The 19,059-nt window shown below is 50.0% G+C and carries 15 protein-coding genes; 4 read left to right on the top strand and 11 right to left on the bottom strand.

What is annotated here, in order from left to right:
- Nucleotides 1-75: 75 nt before the first annotated feature.
- From ispF to IEW11_RS12345, 3 genes are all read right to left on the bottom strand, one after another.
- A complete protein-coding gene (gene ispF, locus IEW11_RS12355) occupies nt 76-558 on the bottom strand; it encodes a 2-C-methyl-D-erythritol 2,4-cyclodiphosphate synthase (RefSeq protein WP_188531362.1) in 483 nt (160 codons plus the stop codon).
- 33 nt (nt 559-591) lie between these two features.
- Entirely contained in the window at nt 592-1,296 is a 705-nt protein-coding gene (gene ispD, locus IEW11_RS12350; protein ID WP_188531361.1) for a 2-C-methyl-D-erythritol 4-phosphate cytidylyltransferase, read from the bottom strand.
- 136 nt (nt 1,297-1,432) lie between these two features.
- Complete coding sequence (locus IEW11_RS12345; protein ID WP_229725215.1) at nt 1,433-2,530, bottom strand: PIN/TRAM domain-containing protein; 1,098 nt, start codon at nt 2,528-2,530, stop codon at nt 1,433-1,435.
- A gap of 158 nt (nt 2,531-2,688) precedes the next feature.
- On the opposite strand from IEW11_RS12345, the gene IEW11_RS12340 reads away from it, so the two are divergent.
- Nucleotides 2,689-3,084, top strand: a complete 396-nt coding sequence (locus IEW11_RS12340) for a nucleoside triphosphate pyrophosphohydrolase family protein (RefSeq protein ID WP_188531359.1) — start codon at nt 2,689-2,691, stop codon at nt 3,082-3,084.
- 102 nt (nt 3,085-3,186) lie between these two features.
- Here the strand turns inward: IEW11_RS12340 and pssA are convergent, their stop codons facing one another.
- The 4 genes from pssA to IEW11_RS12320 form a co-directional block, all read right to left on the bottom strand.
- Nucleotides 3,187-3,933: a CDP-diacylglycerol--serine O-phosphatidyltransferase gene (gene pssA / locus IEW11_RS12335; RefSeq protein ID WP_188531358.1), complete on the bottom strand. Its 747-nt coding sequence runs from the start codon at nt 3,931-3,933 to the stop codon at nt 3,187-3,189.
- Nucleotides 3,934-4,050: 117 nt separating this feature from the next.
- Nucleotides 4,051-5,130 (bottom strand): DNA integrity scanning diadenylate cyclase DisA, encoded by a 1,080-nt coding sequence (disA, locus tag IEW11_RS12330; RefSeq protein WP_188531357.1) that lies wholly within the window; start codon nt 5,128-5,130, stop codon nt 4,051-4,053.
- A gap of 13 nt (nt 5,131-5,143) precedes the next feature.
- Nucleotides 5,144-6,511, bottom strand: a complete 1,368-nt coding sequence (gene radA, locus IEW11_RS12325; RefSeq protein WP_188531356.1) for a DNA repair protein RadA — start codon at nt 6,509-6,511, stop codon at nt 5,144-5,146.
- 106 nt (nt 6,512-6,617) lie between these two features.
- On the bottom strand, nt 6,618-8,195 hold the full coding sequence (locus IEW11_RS12320; protein WP_188531355.1) for an ATP-binding protein: 1,578 nt from the start codon (nt 8,193-8,195) through the stop codon (nt 6,618-6,620).
- Nucleotides 8,196-8,426: 231 nt separating this feature from the next.
- Between IEW11_RS12320 and IEW11_RS12315 the strand changes: the two genes are divergently transcribed.
- A complete protein-coding gene (locus IEW11_RS12315; RefSeq protein WP_188531354.1) occupies nt 8,427-9,329 on the top strand; it encodes a manganese catalase family protein in 903 nt (300 codons plus the stop codon).
- An 8-nt stretch (nt 9,330-9,337) separates the two neighbouring features.
- On the opposite strand, the gene nagZ is transcribed toward IEW11_RS12315, so the two are convergent.
- Nucleotides 9,338-10,666, bottom strand: a complete 1,329-nt coding sequence (gene nagZ, locus IEW11_RS12310) for a beta-N-acetylhexosaminidase (protein WP_229725213.1) — start codon at nt 10,664-10,666, stop codon at nt 9,338-9,340.
- 366 nt (nt 10,667-11,032) lie between these two features.
- On the opposite strand from nagZ, the gene IEW11_RS12305 reads away from it, so the two are divergent.
- Nucleotides 11,033-11,251, top strand: a complete 219-nt coding sequence (locus IEW11_RS12305; protein ID WP_188531353.1) for a hypothetical protein — start codon at nt 11,033-11,035, stop codon at nt 11,249-11,251.
- Nucleotides 11,252-11,640: 389 nt separating this feature from the next.
- Here IEW11_RS12305 and IEW11_RS12300 read toward each other — a convergent pair whose 3' ends face one another.
- The 3 genes from IEW11_RS12300 to IEW11_RS12290 all read right to left on the bottom strand — a co-directional run bounded on the left by IEW11_RS12300 (nt 11,641) and on the right by IEW11_RS12290 (nt 17,796).
- Nucleotides 11,641-12,990 (bottom strand): putative bifunctional diguanylate cyclase/phosphodiesterase, encoded by a 1,350-nt coding sequence (locus tag IEW11_RS12300; RefSeq protein WP_188531352.1) that lies wholly within the window; start codon nt 12,988-12,990, stop codon nt 11,641-11,643.
- 130 nt (nt 12,991-13,120) lie between these two features.
- Entirely contained in the window at nt 13,121-13,840 is a 720-nt protein-coding gene (locus IEW11_RS12295; RefSeq protein WP_188531351.1) for a response regulator transcription factor, read from the bottom strand.
- 107 nt (nt 13,841-13,947) lie between these two features.
- A complete protein-coding gene (locus tag IEW11_RS12290) occupies nt 13,948-17,796 on the bottom strand; it encodes a response regulator (protein ID WP_188531350.1) in 3,849 nt (1,282 codons plus the stop codon).
- Between the two features lie 234 nt (nt 17,797-18,030).
- Between IEW11_RS12290 and IEW11_RS12285 the strand changes: the two genes are divergently transcribed.
- Nucleotides 18,031-19,038: a DoxX family membrane protein gene (locus IEW11_RS12285; protein WP_188531349.1), complete on the top strand. Its 1,008-nt coding sequence runs from the start codon at nt 18,031-18,033 to the stop codon at nt 19,036-19,038.
- Nucleotides 19,039-19,059: the final 21 nt, after the last annotated feature.

The raw sequence follows: 19,059 nt of genomic DNA, 5'->3' as shown, positions 1-19,059 counted from the left end.
ACCACTTCGTAAGCGTGTGCTAGGTTTTGCGCAGCAAAAGCACTTCGTAAGCGTACAGTTATTTCTTGTTCCACATCATAGCATATCCTGAATCAGGCAGACAACCGATTGCGCCGCAATCCCTTCGCCGCGGCCGGTGAAGCCGAGCTGTTCTGTCGTCGTCGCTTTCACGTTCACCTGCGATACGTCAGCCTCCAGCGCTTTTGCGATCACTTCGGCCATCTGCGGAATATAAGGCGCCATCTTGGGCCGCTGCGCAATAATTGTCGAATCAATGTTAGCCAGCTTATACCCCCTTTCCTTGGCCAGCGACCATACATGCTCCAGCAGCTTCAAACTGTCCGCATCCTTAAATTCCGGATCTGTATCGGGAAAATGCTTGCCAATATCGCCAAGTCCCAGCGCTCCCAGAACTGCATCGGCTACCGCATGCAGCAGCACATCAGCATCGGAATGGCCCAGCAGCCCCTTCTCGTACGGGATGGTGACCCCCCCGATAATACACGGCCGGCCCTCTACTAATTGATGCACATCGAACCCTTGTCCCACTCGAATCATATTCGTATTCCTCCCCTTTCCGATCTTCAAGCCCTATTCCCCTCCGGCGGCATCATGCCGCGCCAGCCAAAACTCGGCAAGCGGCAGGTCCTCCGGCGTCGTAATCTTAATATTCGTGTAATCCCCTTCCGCCACGGCCACCTTTACACCGATCCGCTCGACTGCCATCGCATCATCCGTGCCCAGAAAGCCGTCGGCCAATGCGCGCTCATGAGCCTCCATCAGCAGCGCACGACGAAAAGCCTGCGGCGTTTGGATCGCCCACAAGCTTCGCCTGTCCGGAGTCGCAATAATGACTCCTTCTTCATTTACTTGTTTGATCGTATCTTTTACAGGCACGGCTAACACAGCCGCCCCAGCCTCACGGGCAACCTTGCAGCAGCGGCGTACCGCCTCCGCCGTGACGAGCGGCCGAACACCGTCGTGCACCATGACCCATTCGCTGTCGAGCGCCTGTAAGCCCCGGTAGACAGAGTCCTGCCGCTCTTTACCTCCGGCTACGACTGCTTTCACCTTGGATAAGCCATAATCGGACACCCAAGACTGGCAGCGGCTGACATCCTTCTCGCCAACCACGAGCGCCACCTCGGCTACCTCTTCCATTTGTTCAAATCGCTCAAGCGTGTGGACTAGGATCGGCTTATCCCGCAGCAGCAGATACTGCTTGCTCTGCGCACTGCCCATCCGGGTTCCCCGTCCGGCGGCCACGACCACCACGCCCCATGCCGCGTTGTTCATTTCCTTACCTGCCTCACTGTGAACTATAAGGTCTACTATATCCTTATAGATCTGAAATTGGAATACTCCTATCATACAATGCCGGAGTGGGATGTAAAAGCCCCGCTTTCCATAGAGACAGGTTCCGTACCGATTGTCATTGCGCCTTTTCCAGCAGCTTCGGCTTGGCAAAAATCATGCGTCCGGCCGAGGTTTGCAGCACGCTTGTCACAAGTACTTCCATCGTGGAGCCGATGAACTCCCGGCCGCCCTCCACGACGATCATCGTGCCGTCATCCAGATAGGCGACCCCTTGCCCGTGCTCTTTGCCGTCTTTAATAACCTGAACGATAATCTCTTCACCAGGCAGCACGACCGGTTTTACCGCATTGGCCAGATCGTTGATATTCAGGACGGATACACCCTGCAGCTCACAAACCTTGTTCAGGTTAAAGTCGTTGGTTACCACCTTGCCGCGCAGCACCTTGGCGAGCTTCACAAGCTTGCTGTCGACTTCGCCGATCTCCTCAAAATCGCCTTCATAGATCAATACCCGAACGTCGAGCTCTTTTTGTATTTTGTTTAAAATATCCAGTCCCCGGCGTCCCCGGTTGCGCTTCAGCAAATCTGAAGAATCGGCAATATGCTGCAGCTCCTCAAGCACGAACTCCGGAATGACAAGCGTCCCTTCGATAAAGCCGGTTTTGCAAATGTCCGCAATGCGCCCGTCTATGATGACGCTGGTATCCAATATTTTGTGCTCTTCAAACCAGCTTTCCTCTTGCTCTGGTTCCTTCGCAATGCGCGTCGACATGTAAGCGGAATAACCGATAGCAAGTTCGTCCTTCTTCAACAATCCGATACGAAGGCCCATATAACCGAAAAATAACGTCATTACGGCAGGCACGAACAGCCAGACGCCGCTCAAGCCCGATAAAGCGGGATAGAGCAAAGCGGATACTGCCAACCCCCCAATTAATCCTGCCGCTCCCGAAACCAGCTCCACGGTAGGCAAACCTGCCGCGCGCTCCGTCCCTTGCTGCATGAAGCGGACAACCGGGCCTGCCAGCAGTGTCGCTGCCGCGAGTCCGCAGAATGCGCCAAGACCAACACTTGAATAATAAGTTCCTGAGTATTGCAGCAGACCTTGGGACGATTCCGTCCACATTGCTCCGCCCCGCACCGTATCGCTTAACTCCGCACCTATCATTCCGCCGAACACGAGTCCAATGATTTGTATGATTCGTTTTAACAACTCTATCACCTCCATTACAATTATGTTCCAATTTCGCGTAAACTAATCGTCGCTGGAGGAAATTCAGGAAAAATTACTCCAAAATGCTTTTGAAATGTTAGGCCAGTTTGCTCTATAATGGGATTAAAGAAAGCAAATCATGAAATGAGGTGGAACAGATGAGCGCCCCCACGCTGGAGCAATTTCAGCAGCAGGTGTCGGAATTGCTGCTTCGTCATCGCAGTTTGCTTGATATCCTATCGAAATACGGTCAAACGGGAGCGTCTGTCAACCGGGCTGTCACTAAGGCGGTTACCGAATGCGGATGCATTGAACTGAATGCCCGGAAACAAGATTTTCCTGATGAACTTGAGCTCGAACAAGCGAAGATGAAGCTGGAGAAGCATATGTCGGGCCAGCTGTGCGAGCACTGCAAGGATGTCCTCAGATCAGAGCTGGGCAAAAATCTGTTCTACATGTCAGCATTATGCAATCAGCTTGAGATCAGCCTCGACGAGGTTGTCACGCACGAATCCAAAAAATGCTCGACGCTTGGTTTGTTTAATTTAACGTGAGACATGCGAATTGAATCATCAATGGGATGGAATGAATCTGTAAGCCATGCAATAAAACCATGCAATAAACAGCAAAAAAGCAGCCCTGGGCTGCTTTTTTCATTATGCGCTATGTTCGGATTGCGCCGTCTCTTCCTGGTTTTTTAACGCTTTACGGCGTTTGCGGGACCTTCCGGAGAGCCGGCGATCAACGTTTTTTTTTAGGCCGTACAGCGCATAGAGCGCAAGTGGAACAAAAATGATTTTTGACAAATGGTCACGAAAGATAATACCGAGTGTAATTGTCACGACGACAATAATCGGGATGATCCATATTGCCCCTTTTGGCATGCCGACCTTCTTAAAGTTCGGATACTTGATATTGCTTACCATCAGGAACGAAAGCACAAGCGTGCTCACCAGCAATACAGCGACATGAATATCCTTATAGAATAAAGCAAGCGTACATAATACACCGCCGGCTGCCGGGATCGGCAAGCCGATAAAATAACCAGGCGTACCGGAGATTACATTGAACCTTGCCAGCCGTAAAGCTCCGCAAATCGGAAACAACGCGGTAACAATCCACGCTGCTGCGGGGTTCAACTGTTGAAAAGCCACTACATACATAATAAAAGCCGGAGCTACACCAAAAGAGATCACGTCCGACAAGGAATCCAGTTCTTTTCCGAACTCACTCTGCACATTAAGCGCCCTGGCCACCCGGCCATCTACACCGTCGAGCAGCATTGCAATAATAACCATCATCGCGGCATAATCCGGCTTCTCGTTGAAGACAAGAATAATGGCGACAATACCTAAGAAAAGATTACCAACCGTGAAAAGACTCGGTATCGACTTCGTAATCATCAATTCCACCTCATCTTTACTATACCCAATTCCGTTCATCTTGCTTTGCAAAACGTTTTTTATTTTTATCCAATGGATTAAAATCGTGGAAATAGGCATTCTTACATTGTATGGGATTTAAATTTGCCTGTCAATGAACACCTGTTCTTGAATCCGTTTCAGCCCTTCTTTAATAGCCCGTGCGCGCACCTCGCCGATGCCGTCGACCTCATCCAAATCTTCGATCGTTGCCGCAACCATTTGAGTAAGGTGATGGAAGCGCTCGACCAAATTATGCATGATGATAATCGGCAGCCGTGGAATTTTGTGCAGCAGTCTGTAGCCTCTGGGCAGGATCGCTTCTTCTGTGATCGTTCCTGAGTAAGGATAGCCGAGCAATCGAATAATGTGATGAATATCAAGAAGCTCCTCTGAGCTCATTTTCTTCAGCCCTGCGCGAATGTCCCTGATTTTATCATCGCTGTTGTCCCTCGCGTAATCTTTGAGAAGGAACCATGCATCCTCCTCCACGCCGCCTACGAGCTCCTCCATCTGCATACTGATGAGACGGCCTTCCGTTCCAAGCTCATTCACGTAACGTTTAATTTCCGTCTTGATCCGCAGCACCATCTCAACCCGTTGAATGACATTGGCAACTTCCTGCAGGGTGACAAGCTCCTCGAATTCCGAAGCGGACAGATTTGTAAATGCCTGACTAAGCACAGCTTTGTACTTTTCCAATGTCTGGATCGCTTGATTTGCTTTTGTTAAAATAACACCCATTTCCTTCAACGAATAGCGCAAATAGCCTTGATACAGCGTAATTACGTTCCGGCGCTGGGAAATCGAAACGACAAGCTTCCCTGTCTGCTTTGCAACCCGCTCTGCGGTCCGGTGGCGGATCCCCGTCTCAATGGACGGAATAGAGCTGTCCGGAATCAGTTGAGTATTCGCGTACAAAATCCGGCGGAAATCCTCGCTTAGTATGATCGCCCCGTCCATCTTGGCTAATTCATATAAATAGTTGGGCGAAAAGTCGCAATTGATCGAGAAGCCGCCATCCACCACTTCCATTAATTCGGGGCTGTAACCTACAACTATCAGTGCACCGGTTTTGGCGCGCAGCACGTTCTCCAGCCCTTCACGGAATGCAGTGCCCGGCGCGACCAGCTGCAGCAATTGGTTCGTAATTTCTTGTTGATTGAGTTCCTTCGTCATGTTATGGCCTCCTCTATCCGAGCGCTGCCGCGAGTGCTTCCGACACCGTGCTCACGCCAACAATTTTGATGCCGGCTGGAGGTTTCCAGCCTTTGAGACTTTTTTCCGGCATAATGACCCTTTTGAATCCGAGCTTCTCCGCTTCCTTTACCCGCTGCTCCGCTCTGGAAACAGCCCTCACCTCACCGGTTAGACCCACCTCGCCGAAAATGACATCGTCCGGCTTTGTAGGCACATCCCGGAAGCTCGAAGCCAGGCTGACCGCAGCAGCCAGATCGACAGCCGGTTCGTCGAGCTTGACTCCGCCTGCTACGTTTAAGTAGGCGTCTTGATTTTGCAAAAACATGCCCATTCTTTTCTCCAGCACGGCAATAATCAATGCCATCCGATGATGATCGATACCGGTGGACATGCGCCGCGGCGAAGGAAAATTTGTTGTTGCGACCAGCGCCTGCAGCTCTACAAGCACAGGGCGCGTTCCTTCCATGCTTGCGACAACCGTGGAGCCGGATACGCCGAGCGGCCGCTCGGAGAGAAACAGCTCCGAAGGATTGGACACCTCACGAAGCCCGCCTTCGCCCATTTCGAAGATACCGATCTCATTGGTCGAACCAAAGCGGTTCTTGACTGCCCGCAGCAGCCGATAAGAATGATGCCGTTCGCCTTCGAAGTACAGCACGCAGTCGACCATATGCTCAAGCAGCCTCGGCCCGGCAATCGCGCCTTCCTTCGTTACATGTCCGACAAGCACCGTCGCAATCCCGTTTACTTTGGCAATCCGCATGAAATGGGCCGTACATTCGCGAACCTGCGCCACGCTGCCCGGCGCAGAAGGCACCGATGGCTCATACACGGTCTGGATCGAGTCAATGACGAGGAAATCCGGCTTGACCGCTTCAATCGCTTCGCCAATCTGCTCCAGATTCGTCTCGCAGAGCACATAAAGTTTATCCGTAAGCGCTCCCAGCCGATCAGCGCGCAAGCGCGTCTGCCTGACTGATTCCTCCCCGGAAATATACAGCACGGTAAGTCCCTTGGCAGCTAACGCATGAGACGTTTGCAGGAGCAGCGTTGATTTGCCGATTCCCGGATCTCCTCCGACCAGTATTAAAGAACCGGGCACTACACCGCCTCCAAGCACACGGTTAAGCTCGATCATCGTTGTTTCTATACGCGGTTCCTGCCCGCCGTCTATACTTATGATGGATTGCGCCTTTTCTTTCGTCTGAATAAGCGGCGATCCGATTCCTTGGGTCTTGATTACCGTTTCTTTCTCTTCAACCATCGTATTCCATGCACCGCAGCCCGGGCATTTGCCCAGCCATTTCGGAGCTTCCGTACCGCACTCGGTGCATGCGAATTTTATTTTTATTTTGGCCATCATTGGCTCCTTTTACAGATACGAGTTCTTTCAAAGTTTATCATTTTCTATCCATTGGATAAAGTCCCTAACTTCTATTTACCATTTCCTGCATTATTTTCACGACTTATTCGGGTTCCTGCAGTACCGGAAGCAGCAGCGTAAACTTACTGCCCTCCTCATAACGGCTCGTTAATGAGAGCGAACCGCCGAGCAGTCGTGCCAGCTGCAGGCTGATTGACAATCCAAGGCCGGTGCCCCCGTATTTGCGGTTTATCGCGCCGTCTGCCTGCTTGAATGCTTCGAAAATAAGCTGCTGCTTCTCCGGCTCAATTCCGATCCCGGTATCGATTACGGAAAAAGACAGCCATTCCCTGGTATGGATCACAGGCTGCGCCGTGCCCGACCGCCGCGTTCCCGATTGAATGCCGGATTTGCCCGAAGTGCTTCTGAGTAAACACCGGTCACGATTAAATCTCCCTTGCCATGCGGGCAAATTCCATGGGCGTTTCCTCCGGGCGATACCGCGCCCTTCCTCCACGCTGACAATTTCCCGTTCGAGCTGTACATCCAATGTTACACTGCCGCGCTCCGTGAATTTAAAGGCGTTGACAAGCAGGTTCCTCAAAATCTGATTGACGCGAAGCGCATCGGTATATAACGTGCCCGGAACCTCTTCACTTACGCGCAGCTCAAAGGCCAGCCCCTTCTGCTGGGCCATGGGAAGAAATTGATCATGGATAAGCTGCAGCATATCCAAGGTGACCACCTTCTCGAGCATAACATCCATCTTGCCGGCCTCTACCTTGGATAAGTCCAAAATATCATCAATTAATTGCAGCAAATCATTGCCTGCCGCATGTATGATTTCCGCATAACGGGCTTCATCGCCTTCGCCATCCTCTTTTCGTTCCTCCCTTGCTTCCCGGATCATTTCGGATAACAGAATAATACTGTTCAAGGGGGTCTTGAGCTCGTGTGACATATTCGCCAGAAATTCAGATTTATATTTGGAAGCGAGCATGAGCTGCCTTGCCTTTTCCTCTAACGCCCGCTTGGCCTCCCGCAGCTCGCGCGTCTGTCTGCGAAGAATAATATTCATTTTCCGCAGTTCGATTACCCGCTTCTGCTCCTTATAAAAATCACGGATGATAAATATAAAAAACGCGCTGAGCACGATTCCGAGCGGATAGGTGAAAATAGCAATCTCAGATAAGTAAATCCAGATCGGGATAACGCCTAGCAAAGCGATATTCAAAATATTCACTGTATTAATAATTAATATGGCTGCTGCCGCTTTTCTCCTATAGGACCAAGCTGATATTTGAAAATAATAAGTGAGCAGGGATGCCAGGATCCCCAGAATCGTCATGTTATAAAATCCTGCCAAGGAGGCCTCATTAATGCCAAAGGTCAACCGGGCCAAGCCGATTCCGGTTCCGATAATAATCAGCGTTGACGGCTTACGAAATACAAGCGTTGCAAAAATGATCGGCACAAATCGCAAATCAAACAAGGCCATGTCCGTTAACTGCAGGCCAAACAGCATCGTAAACCAGCCTGAAAAAATAAACAGGGCGACGGAGAAGCCATTCTTCAACTTCGGCGCTGCGTGCAGAAACAAATATTTATAAACCAAATTGAAAATATAACCAAACGTGATCAGCAAACTGATATTCACAAAGAACACTTTGGAAAACTCCATCGCGCTTCCTTTCCGCCCAGCCTATGAGATTGATAAGGCAAAAAAGGCTTTTTCATACCAAATTTCCTGGGCGCTTCTTCTAATTGTACACCAAACCATCCACTCTGTACCACCCGCAGCATCTGCTTCACAATCTCGATATTGTGGACAAATCTAATGGAAATCATGGTCTATCGCTTCAATAAACCTCATAAATTGAGTTAAAAATCGAATTGGGATGGTGAAGCGCACGTGTTTACCCGAATCAATAAACTTCAAATCGCGCTGCCGGCTTCCACCTTCGCGGATGCCAATGCCGCAGCTGCCGTACAGGAGCTGCTGGGCGGAAAATTCGGAGAAATGTCCACACTCAACAATTATTTATATCAATCCTTTAACTTCAGGGGCAAAACAAAGCTGAAACCGTTCTATGATTTAGTCGCCAGCATCACAGCGGAAGAAATCGGCCATGTTGAGCTTGTCGCCCATACCATTAACCTGGTGTTAACCGGAACCACAAGTCCGGGACGGCCTGATTCCACCCCGCTGCATGAAGGGCTGAACAAACGAAACTCCTACTTTTTTATCGCAACCGCTCAAACCGCGCTGGCCGGCGACTCTATGGGAAATCCATGGCGCGGCGATTATGTATTTAACAGCGGAAATTTAGTGCTTGATCTGGTTCACAATTTCTTCCTCGAGTGCGGTGCCAGAACGCATAAAATGCGGGTCTATGAGATGACCAACCATCCGGTTGCACGAGAAATGATCGGTTATTTGCTTGTTCGCGGCGGCGTTCATGTGCTGGCCTATGCCAAAGCGCTCGAAATAGCTACCGGTGTGGACATAACCAAGCTGATTCCTATTCCCGACCTCAGCAACAGCCAATTCGAAGCAGCACGGAAATTTGAAGCCATGGGGCTCGGAAACAAGCTGTATACGTTCAGCGCCGATGATTACCGGGATGTCGGGCAGATCTGGAAAGGAACACATCCGGAGAGCGGCGGCAAGCTCGAAGTCGTGTTCGGTACGCCTGAAGGCGGCCCTATTCCCGAGCTGAGGGAACTGCCGGAGGAGTTCGCTCCAGGCATTTCAGCGGAAGACTATTTGGAAATTGTGAAAAGGTTGCAGCGCTCCGCAGGCTTCAAAGCTTAGCCGGACCACTACTCCGCACGCTCCTGACTTTCCAAAGCCTCTTCAATCATCCGATTCAAGGATGCAGTGTCAGGGATTGTTACCGCTTCGTGATTCAGACGGTACTTTTCCTTCAACGCAACAACTCTACCGACTCTCTCGTCCAGCATCGATTCCGTAATCACTCCGCTGGCAACGGCCTCTTTCAATGACGTTATAACATGGGCTTGATGAGCCGGATCATGGCCGACAATGACGATATCGCAGCCCGCCAGGATCGACTGTACGGCCGCTTCGCCGATATCGTATCCACTTGTAATTGCCCCCATTGTCATATCATCTGTTATGACGACTCCGTCATATCCAAGTTCACCCCTGAGCAGTTCATTAATGACAGCTGAAGACATCGAGGCAGGGCGTTCCGGATCAATTGCAGGCATCAGCAGATGCGCAACCATGACCGCATCCGCACCTTGTCTGATGGCATCCATAAACGGGATGAGCTCCAGGCTGCGCAGCCGCTCCATATCGTGTTCAACGACTGGCAGACCAATATGGGAATCCACCGATGTGTCCCCGTGGCCTGGAAAATGCTTGACGACGGCAACAACGCCTTCCTTCTGAAGCCCCTTCATAGCTGCAATCCCCATGCGGCTGACAACATCTGCCGTAGAGCCATAGGAACGTTCGCCTATGACCGGATTGTCCGGATTGCTATCCACATCGAGCACCGGAGCAAAGTTCATATTGAATCCAAAGGCATCCAGCTGCCTGCCGATCATCGTGCCGATCTGCCCGGCCCATTCCGGATTATCCGCCGCTCCGATCTCCCGGCTGCCGGGGAGCTTATGGATTGGCTCGGGCAGCCGGCTTACTCTTCCGCCCTCCTCATCCACACTTATCCACAAAGGGAATGGATTGGTTTGATTTAAAGCCTTGAGCGAGTTGATCAATTCAGCGGACTGCTGTACCGTCCGAAGATTGGGGCTGTACAATATAAATCCCCCGACCCTGTCCGCCAGTATCCGCTTGCTCGTATCGGCATTGATCTTCTCCCCCTGCAAGCCGATAATAACAAGCTGTCCGATCTTCTCTTCCGTGGACAAGGCAAGCAGCTTGTCCGCCGCCGGATCCTGATTTTGAGCAGCCGGACCTGGCTTATTCACTGCCTGATCAGGCCTATTCCCGGCATCCTCAGGCGTTATGGTTTCCACCGCTTCGGCGTTTTCTTTGTTAGGAGGCATTTCCGATACGGATTCGGATTGCTGCTTCCCTTCACACCCTCCGATCACCAAAACGAACAAAGCGAGAATGACAATGCTCATTGCAAGTTTTGCATTTGACACAATAGCCTGCATATCTCATCCCTCCAAAGACCATACCATCATAATGGAATTCCTTTTATTTTATCACAGTGCGTTCAGGAGGGAATGAGGCGAACCAATCGGACTAACGGCTCATCGAACATTTAAATCCTGCAAAATGCCAATACAAAAAAACCGTACATTATTTCATACAATTAACTATTTTAGTTAATCAGGTTGAATATATGAAAAAACGGAGCTGCAATGAGCCCCGTTTATTTTACAATGATCAATCAAAATAGATATAGACTCTCTAATTATTAAGAGACTGTTAGCAAATCAAACAAAGGTCTTACCCTTGCTTTATAACCATCTAAATTCTTAGGCATATAATGAAGAAAATCCTGGAGGTGAAGCGCTATGATGAAAGTCATTACGTTTAAAAACAAGTCTATCCCCGTGTATTTCCCGGCTGAAAAAGGGCAGTATTATGACCTTCTGAATACGAAACTCGATGAAATGTCTCTTGACTTCGAATTTCGCAAAAGATGGAAAATGGTGAAGTCGGTTGAAGTTGTCCGCGATGTCGCCATCTTCCAATATAACGACGGCACAAAGCTGTACCTTGAGGTATCTTGAATATAAAAAAAACATTGGTTAACCCGAACTTCCAGGAACGCACAGTATCCTTCAAAACCCTCTTCGTAATGCTTCGCTACAAAATCCTTATACAATGGAAATAAGCCCATCCCTTGATAAGAGCCCTGATCAAGCCAGGTGAAATGATTAATGCCAAATACGTTAACCTTAATGTCACGGCGGTCGATGCCCTTGATCCCTTTCATCTCCTCCAGCATGGAAGCAAGCAGCTTCTGCGTGCCGAACACCTCATGACAGCAGCCTATGGCCTTAACATCCGGAAACACATATATACCTGGAGATACTCCCTCTCCCCCTTGATAACGAAAACATCCCACGGCACGGGTAACGTGCAGCGGGATGTTTTGATGTTTGTTTGTGGGTACGTCTCACCTACCTATGTCTGCAGGATTGAGAACCAGTGGCAAAAACCGGCCTTCTTGAGGCTGGCCAAGGAGATAGCCCTGTACAAAGTCGCAGCCCCATTCCTTTAACAAGGCCAACTGCTCGCGGGTCTCTATTCCTTCGGCCACAATTTCAATGCCAAGCTGATGAACAAGCGTAATGATAGACTCCACAATGCGGCGCTCCGTCATTTCGGTATCGATATTTTTCACAAATGAACGGTCCATTTTCAGGCATTGAATGGGAAGATGAATCAAATAGCTGAGAGAGGAATAACCTGTCCCGAAATCGTCCAGCGCAATCCTGATCCCCTGGCTTCGCAGCCGGTTCAACGCTGTAATGGATGCTTCTTTATTCTGAATCAAAGTGCTTTCCGTAATTTCCAGCTCCAACCGTCCGGGGGGATGATTCATTTCTCCCAAAATCTGCATCAGCGCCTGTTCAAAACAGGGATTATTCAGTTGTACCGCAGAGACATTAACAGAGAAAATAAGTTCAGAGCAGCTTATAGGATCGATCTCCGCATATTTGCGGCAGGCCTCCCGGATGACCCATTCTCCGATTGGAATGATCAGCCCGGTTTCCTCTGCAATCGGAATAAACTCCCCAGGCGGGATAGATCCAAGCTCAGGATGCTGCCAGCGAAGCAGCGCTTCGAACCCCCTCAACCGGCCGGTAGCCGTTTGATATTGGGGTTGATAATGCAGCCGCAGCTGGTTATGATGCAGCGCTTGACGCAATTCACTCTCCAGCAGCATTCTTCTTGAGGTTTCTTTCATAAGCTCACTTGAATAAACAACGAAGCGGCAGCCGCCTTTGGCGCTTTTCGCTTCGTGAAGTGCAGTGTCCGTATGTCTTAACAGTTTTTCAGCGTTCTTATTGTGCGCGTTTAAGATGATCATGCCGCAGGTTGCACTCAGATGCACCGTTTGATCTTGAATCGCGACGGGTTGCTCGATCACTGCCCGCAGCCGTACAGCTTCCGCCTCCAAAGCGTCACCCTTTAACACAAGCAAGAATGTATTGCTGCCATAACGGCACACCGGATAGCCCGCATGTTTGTTCGCATTGGAAAGGGCCTGTGCGCACACGCTTAGCACAGTATCGCCGAAGGCGGTTCCCCACGTTTCGTTGACCCGGTAAAAATCGTTCAGATCAACAAGCATAAGACCATACGAACCTTCACCACTGCGTGTACCGTCATTAATCAATTGTTCCACAACAGCCAGGGCCGCATCTCTTCCAAACAGCCCCGTAATCCGGTCGACCGATCCTAGCTTCTTCTGCCGTTCTTCTTCAATGGGGGTGTCGATTTCTTGCATGTGGTTAACCAAGCTGCCCCTTCTCCTCCGCATTCAACTCCGTGTCTTCGCTATGTCGTTAACTTCATTGTCCTACAAACGAATTAGGAAAGTACGATGTTAATATTTAGGAGAATGTTAGAATCCTTAATAATCAGATCAATTAGTCCGACACCATATATTTGTATCCTACACCCCAGACCGTCCGAATATATTTCGGTTCCCGCGGATTCGCCTCAATCTTCTTCCTCAAATTCACGATATGCACATCTATTGCCCGGTCTGTCACAAACGAATCAAATCCTCGAATGGCATTGATCAGATCTTCCCTGCTGTACACTTTTCCCGGATGTGCCAAAAAAAGCCGCATGATTTCGAATTCGGAGAAGGTCGTCTCGATGCTCTGACCGCCTACCTGCAGCGATCGCCTGTCTATATCAAGCTTCACTCGGCTTTGATTCAGTTCGCCGGCTGCCGGGACGGTTTCTTCAACCTGGACGGTTTCCCGCTGCGCTCCCATCGTCTGCGCCCGACGGATCAAAGCATAGACACGGGCTGTTAGCTCATGCATACTAAACGGCTTGCACAGATAATCATCCGCGCCCGCTTTGAGGGCATGAACCCGCTCCGATACCTCTGTCTTCATGGAGACAATCATAATGGGCACGTTCGAACTCCGCCTAATCTCGACACATAACTCCATCCCGTCCCAATCCGGAAGCATTAAATCGAGCAGCACAATATGGGGCTCGAATTCAGATAGGATCGCTAAACCATCCTCCCCGTTCGCGGCTTGCTTCACCGAATAACCCTCTTCTGACAAGTACATGGACAACATATCGCCCATGATGGTATCATCTTCTATCACCAATACTTTGTACATTAACTGTCCCCCCTTTTTGAAAGGAGTGAAGATCGTGTCGAATTATGAATCTTCTATTAATATACTATATTTGGAATAGAAGCAACAATACAATTGTTAGAAAAATGTTAGGAGCTGCCGTGATTTGAACCATCCTGCTCCCGAATCTGGCTAATAACATAAGCGATGAAGGACTCAATATGCTTCAGTGAAGCCGCTAAGCTGCCTCCGTCTGAAGAATTATTTTTCAAGGTATGTTCAAGCTTTTCACTTGCTTCTGCCAACTCATCGGCACATAAATTGCCTGCTACACCTTTCAGTGTGTGCGCCAGCCTGACGGCGGTTCCAACATCCCCCGCTTCTAACGCCGAGCGAATCTGGGCAGGGTAGTTTTGATAGTCCCGCAGGAAGAGGCTTAGCACATGTTCTAGTATCACTTCTTTCCCGTTTAATCGTTCTAACACTTTGCCGCGGTCATATCCTAATCGTACAGCTCCGGCTGCCGCTTCGCTCTTCGATCCAAGGGTGCTGTTTCGTGCCGCTTCGGTTTGATCGTGAACTTCGCCCGCCTTGTCCACCCATTTGCGGAGGACGGCGACCAGCCTCTCCTCATGGATCGGTTTTGTAATGACATCATTCATTCCGATCTCAAGATAATGATCGTGATCCTTCTGAATGACATTCGCCGTCAGGGCGATGATCGGAAGATCGGCATAAATTTCCTGAGCACGGATTCGCTGCGTCAATTCAATACCATCCATCTCCGGCATATGGATATCCATTAGAATCGCATCCGGACGCTCCTCGGAAAGCCGGCGCAGCGCTTCCAGGCCATTTTCCGCAACCTCGATCTCGTAGCCATACTGCCTCAGTATTTCAACCGTCACCAATTGATTTATACGATTATCCTCGGCTAACAGCAATTTCCCCTTAGGCTTAAGGCTCTCCGCTTCAGCAGACGCCTCTGCAGCCTCCCGCGCTCTATCGTGATTTCCTTCCAATAATACAATCAATGCGCGGTACAGCCCCGCCCGGCTGATCGGTTTCAGCAATATCGCATCCGGACGCTCCTCTGCAGCCATCTTCAGCATTTCATCACGCCCATACGCCGTTGTCATCACGATCGTCATGACGTCCCTCTGCCTTGCTCCGCGATGGAATTCAAGCCAGGTGTGATGCCCGAACATATCCGGCATTTCCATATCCACCAAAGCAAAATTCGGCAGCTCATTGTCCTGTTCGCTTGAAGGGTTCAGCAGCAATTGGATCGCAGACTTCCAATTGTCCAGGCCGGTTGGTTGCACAGCCATCGATTCCAGCCGGTCGCATAAATGGCTTCTCATCATTTCATGATCCTCAATGACCCAAGCTGACAGCCCTTCGTGAAGCTCTAAGGTTTGAACAACAGACTGATTCTCCGAATTTGGCGATTTGGCCAAGCAGAGCGTAAAGGAAAAACGGCTTCCTTGTCCCGGGGAGCTCTCTACCTCCAGTTTGCCTCCCATTTGCTCGATTAGGCTTTTTACAATCATCAAGCCTAACCCGGTTCCGCCATATTTACGGCTTGATGTGCCATCGGCCTGCGTGAAAGGCTCAAATAACCGTCCCAGCTGATCCGTAGCGATCCCGATTCCGGTATCAGTGATACAGAAACGGACACTCACTTCGGCACCGGCGTAGTCGACCGTTTCAATCGACAAGGTAACAATGCCTTTTTCAGTAAACTTGACCGCATTCACGCATAGATTAAGCAGAACCTGATGAATCCGGTACGCGTCTCCGATCAATAAAGTAGGCATACGGTCTGGCGATTGCACCATGAACTCAATGTCTTCTTTACCGCTGAGATAAACGCTCATCGTATCGCAAAGCTTCAACAGCAGATCATCCGGTACAAAAGCCGCTTCCTCCAGCTCCAATTTGCCGGCTTCAATCTTCGAGAAATCCAGAATATCATTAATGATATGCAGCAGCGCTTCGGATGAAGCGCCAACCTTTCCGATATAGTCACGCTGCAGCTCGTTCAATTGCGTCTTCTGCATCAGTCCGGTTAGACCGATAATGCCATTGAGCGGTGTTCGAATCTCATGGCTCATCCGGGCGAGGAAGTGACTCTTTGCCTGGTTCGCTTCTTCCGCCTCCCGTTTGGCCTGTTCCATCTCCTGCTGCACGCGCTTTTGCTCACTGATGTCGCGGGCAATGACGGAATAAAAGACTTCTCCGGTTTTTACATTGCGATGAACGACGATGATTTGGGAGACATAGATGACTTGTCCGCTGCGGCTTACAAATGATGTCTCCGTTTCCCAGTAGCCTTGTTTACTCGCTTGCTCCATCCCCTCATGCAGCGGTGCGCTCAGCAAAGGATGCTGAACCTTGCCGGGCTTGAAGCCGTCTTCCTCCAAGCCGATCATTGCGCGCCCGGCAGGGTTCAAATAGATGAGTTTGCCGCTCTCGTCCACGGAAGCGATCATATCCTTGGCTGCCTCCAAGATTTCCAGCAGCCTGTCTCTTGCCTTCTCCGAGTGCTTCAATCTTGTAATATCTCTTGCTATACCTACAACACCGTTAAATTTGCCATTCCGGTCTCTCAGTCCATTGGAGCTGTATGCAACCGGTACACGGGTACCGTCCTTGCGGATAAATGTCCACTCCTTGTCATAAGAAAACTGTTCGTTGCGCAGTTCAATCAGCACCGACAGGTCGGCAGGTACAACGCGCCCCAATCGCTCGGATAGCTGGCTGGCTGCCTCCCGGATTTCTTCCGGATCGATAAAAGTCAGCAGCGTAGCGTGGTGTATGACTTCCTCCGCTTGATAACCGAGCATCCGTTCAGCGGTTTTGCTGAAATAAACGACACGGTAATGCTCATCCAACGCAATAAAGGCAAACCCGTTCTGGTTAATGATTGCATCCAATCGGCCGAACAGCTCCCGTAAATGCTCAATCATGCCGTTCACTGAACGGTTAAGCTGGTCGATTTCATCCTCAGTTTCTGCCGGAATCGGCTCCGCGATGAATTCACCGGCAGAAACCTTCTCCGTGACGGAAAGAATCCGGCTGATCCGCGAGATCACCCGATTGAACAACGAGATGATCAGGCCTGCAATCAACAGCTCGGCTACCACAATAAAGAACACAGTCCGCCATAATAATACAGAGAGCGGTTGTGTTATTTCATCGTAAGGCTTCACTAGGATCATCCGCCAGGGGGTGCCTTCTATCGCAGTATGAAAGACCAATGCAGATCGTTCTCCACCCAGCTCAATAACCCCTGTAGAAGAGGATAACAGCGAGTCCGAGATCGATTGCAGCGGATTATTGTCATCCTTAATATTCGATTGAAAGATGTAAGAAGGATCGGGGTGATAAATGACCTCCCCTTCACTGGTGATTAATTGCAGCACATCCGACGAATCCGCCTGAATGCGGCTGAATTGGCGGAATGCGGTTTCCGATAGAATCGAAGCATTGATCGATCCGATCACTTGATCCTCGCTCCCGTAGACAGGAACCTGAATCAAAAATATTATTTCACCGGAGAGAGAGCTCCGAAATGGATTGGTAACGACAACGCCGCCATTCATCACCCGGTTGAAAGAAAGGTGCGAGGTGATATCGATCGTCTCATTCATTCCAAGCGAGAGCTTTCCGTCCGAGTCGGCAAAGCCGATCGCAGCGAATGCCTGACCTGCACGCCGCATTTCACGGTTAAAATAGTCCAACCGTTCTTCATCCGTGCCAAAGCGTACCTTGTCTGTGCGGCTCATCACCTGCACCTCAGCCAGTCGGGCATCCAGCCAGGATGAGAATCCATAAGCGCTGTTGGCAATCCGATCCCCGGCATTTTGAACAAGAGTGTCCATAATCGTTGTTCGCGCTGCTTGGTAATTAGCGATTCCAACAAACGTTAACGGAATAACGGTAACAAGCAGCACTAACAGCAGCATTTTGGATCGCAGTGACAAAGCCTTCACGGTTATTCCCTCCATATCCGTTCATTTCTCTCAAGTATACCGGGTAAATTATGCATGATAAACAAAAATTTAGCAGGCAGCAGGCAAAGCACTGGAAAAATGCCTGCACAGGATGATAGGCTCCTATTATGTCGATCTAAAGTAGATGTGTGAAATATCATAGTCAATCTACTAAAATTCGGTTATGTTAATTACAGACATATTTTTAGAGATCATCTTTGGGGAGGACTTGTTATGATTAAGAAAACACCTTACTTATTTCCCATCATCATCCTCTTGCTTGCTTTAACGCCGGCTGCAGCGCATGCTCATGTAAAATGGTTTACAGAGGTAGAGCCGGTTAAAGAACCGATCGTATCCATCCTCTCGCCCTTTTTCATGATGCTCGCCATCGCTGTCGCCGTGCTGCTCGCGGTGCTCACGCAGGTGTGGCCGGCGCTGACAGACCGCGCCTTTGCCAAGCGAATCGATAACCGGCTTGATCAGCTGCGGCCTTACTCCTCCCTTATCCTAAAATACGGTACAGCTGCTGCACTGCTGATCCAAGTATTTACAGGCACGATGCTTGCACCGGAATTCCAGATTGAAACCACGCCGGAGCTGGCATTCATGTGGGCAGCCATCGTGCTGCTGGTCATCCCGCACAGGTATGCCGGGAAAGCGGGAGCCTCGGCCTTATTCGTGCTGCTCGTGCTGCTGATCGATAAAGCAGGCTGGTTCCATATGCTCGATTACGGATTTTACCTGGCGATTGTCGGCGTGCTGCTGCTCGAGAAAACGAAGGAATCGCAGCTTGGATTCCCACTTCTCTATCTTGGTACAGGGCTGTCCTTGTGCTGGGTAGCTGTAGAAAAATGGGTCTACCCGTCCATGGCGAAGGATATTATTGAAAACCATGGCGTGCCAACCTTCGGCTTTCCGCCGGAAGCATTTATCGTCATGACGGGTTTCATCGAGTTTGTCGTCGGCTATCTGCTCGTGGTCGGCATCTTAAACCGCTTGCTAGCCTTTGTACTGACGCTGATTTTCATCTCGACAACGATGTTGTTCGGCATGACCGAACTGATCGGTCACTTCATGATCCATATTGTGCTTGTCCTGTTTATTATTGAAGGCGTCAGCTTCTACAAACCGCCGGTAGCGATGCACAGATCCAGGCTTGACCAGATGGTGTTTGTCTCGCTCAACTTTATTTTCGTGCTCGCAACCTTTATGATTATCTACTACCGGTTCGCGCCTTGATGAGGCAAAGACAAAAGGGCA

The organism is Paenibacillus abyssi (assembly GCF_014640295.1).
Classification (GTDB): Bacteria; Bacillota; Bacilli; order Paenibacillales; family Paenibacillaceae; genus Paenibacillus_D; species Paenibacillus_D abyssi.
The sequence above is the reverse complement of the archived record's forward strand: the minus strand, read 5'-3'. Positions and strand labels throughout refer to the sequence as shown.

Bases quoted from the DNA above. Each gene is read 5' to 3' on its own strand.
- pssA (WP_188531358.1), bottom strand. From the start codon at position 3,933: ATGATTACGAAGTCGATACCGAGTCTTTTCACGGTTGGTAATCTTTTC.
- disA (WP_188531357.1), bottom strand. From the start codon at position 5,130: ATGACGAAGGAACTCAATCAACAAGAAATTACGAACCAATTGCTGCAG.
- IEW11_RS12295 (WP_188531351.1), bottom strand. From the start codon at position 13,840: ATGTACAAAGTATTGGTGATAGAAGATGATACCATCATGGGCGATATG.
- ispD (WP_188531361.1), bottom strand. From the start codon at position 1,296: ATGAACAACGCGGCATGGGGCGTGGTGGTCGTGGCCGCCGGACGGGGA.
- radA (WP_188531356.1), bottom strand. From the start codon at position 6,511: ATGGCCAAAATAAAAATAAAATTCGCATGCACCGAGTGCGGTACGGAA.
- nagZ (WP_229725213.1), bottom strand. From the start codon at position 10,666: ATGCAGGCTATTGTGTCAAATGCAAAACTTGCAATGAGCATTGTCATT.
- ispF (WP_188531362.1), bottom strand. From the start codon at position 558: ATGATTCGAGTGGGACAAGGGTTCGATGTGCATCAATTAGTAGAGGGC.
- IEW11_RS12305 (WP_188531353.1), top strand. From the start codon at position 11,033: ATGATGAAAGTCATTACGTTTAAAAACAAGTCTATCCCCGTGTATTTC.
- IEW11_RS12340 (WP_188531359.1), top strand. From the start codon at position 2,689: ATGAGCGCCCCCACGCTGGAGCAATTTCAGCAGCAGGTGTCGGAATTG.
- IEW11_RS12285 (WP_188531349.1), top strand. From the start codon at position 18,031: ATGATTAAGAAAACACCTTACTTATTTCCCATCATCATCCTCTTGCTT.
- IEW11_RS12320 (WP_188531355.1), bottom strand. From the start codon at position 8,195: ATGGAGTTTTCCAAAGTGTTCTTTGTGAATATCAGTTTGCTGATCACG.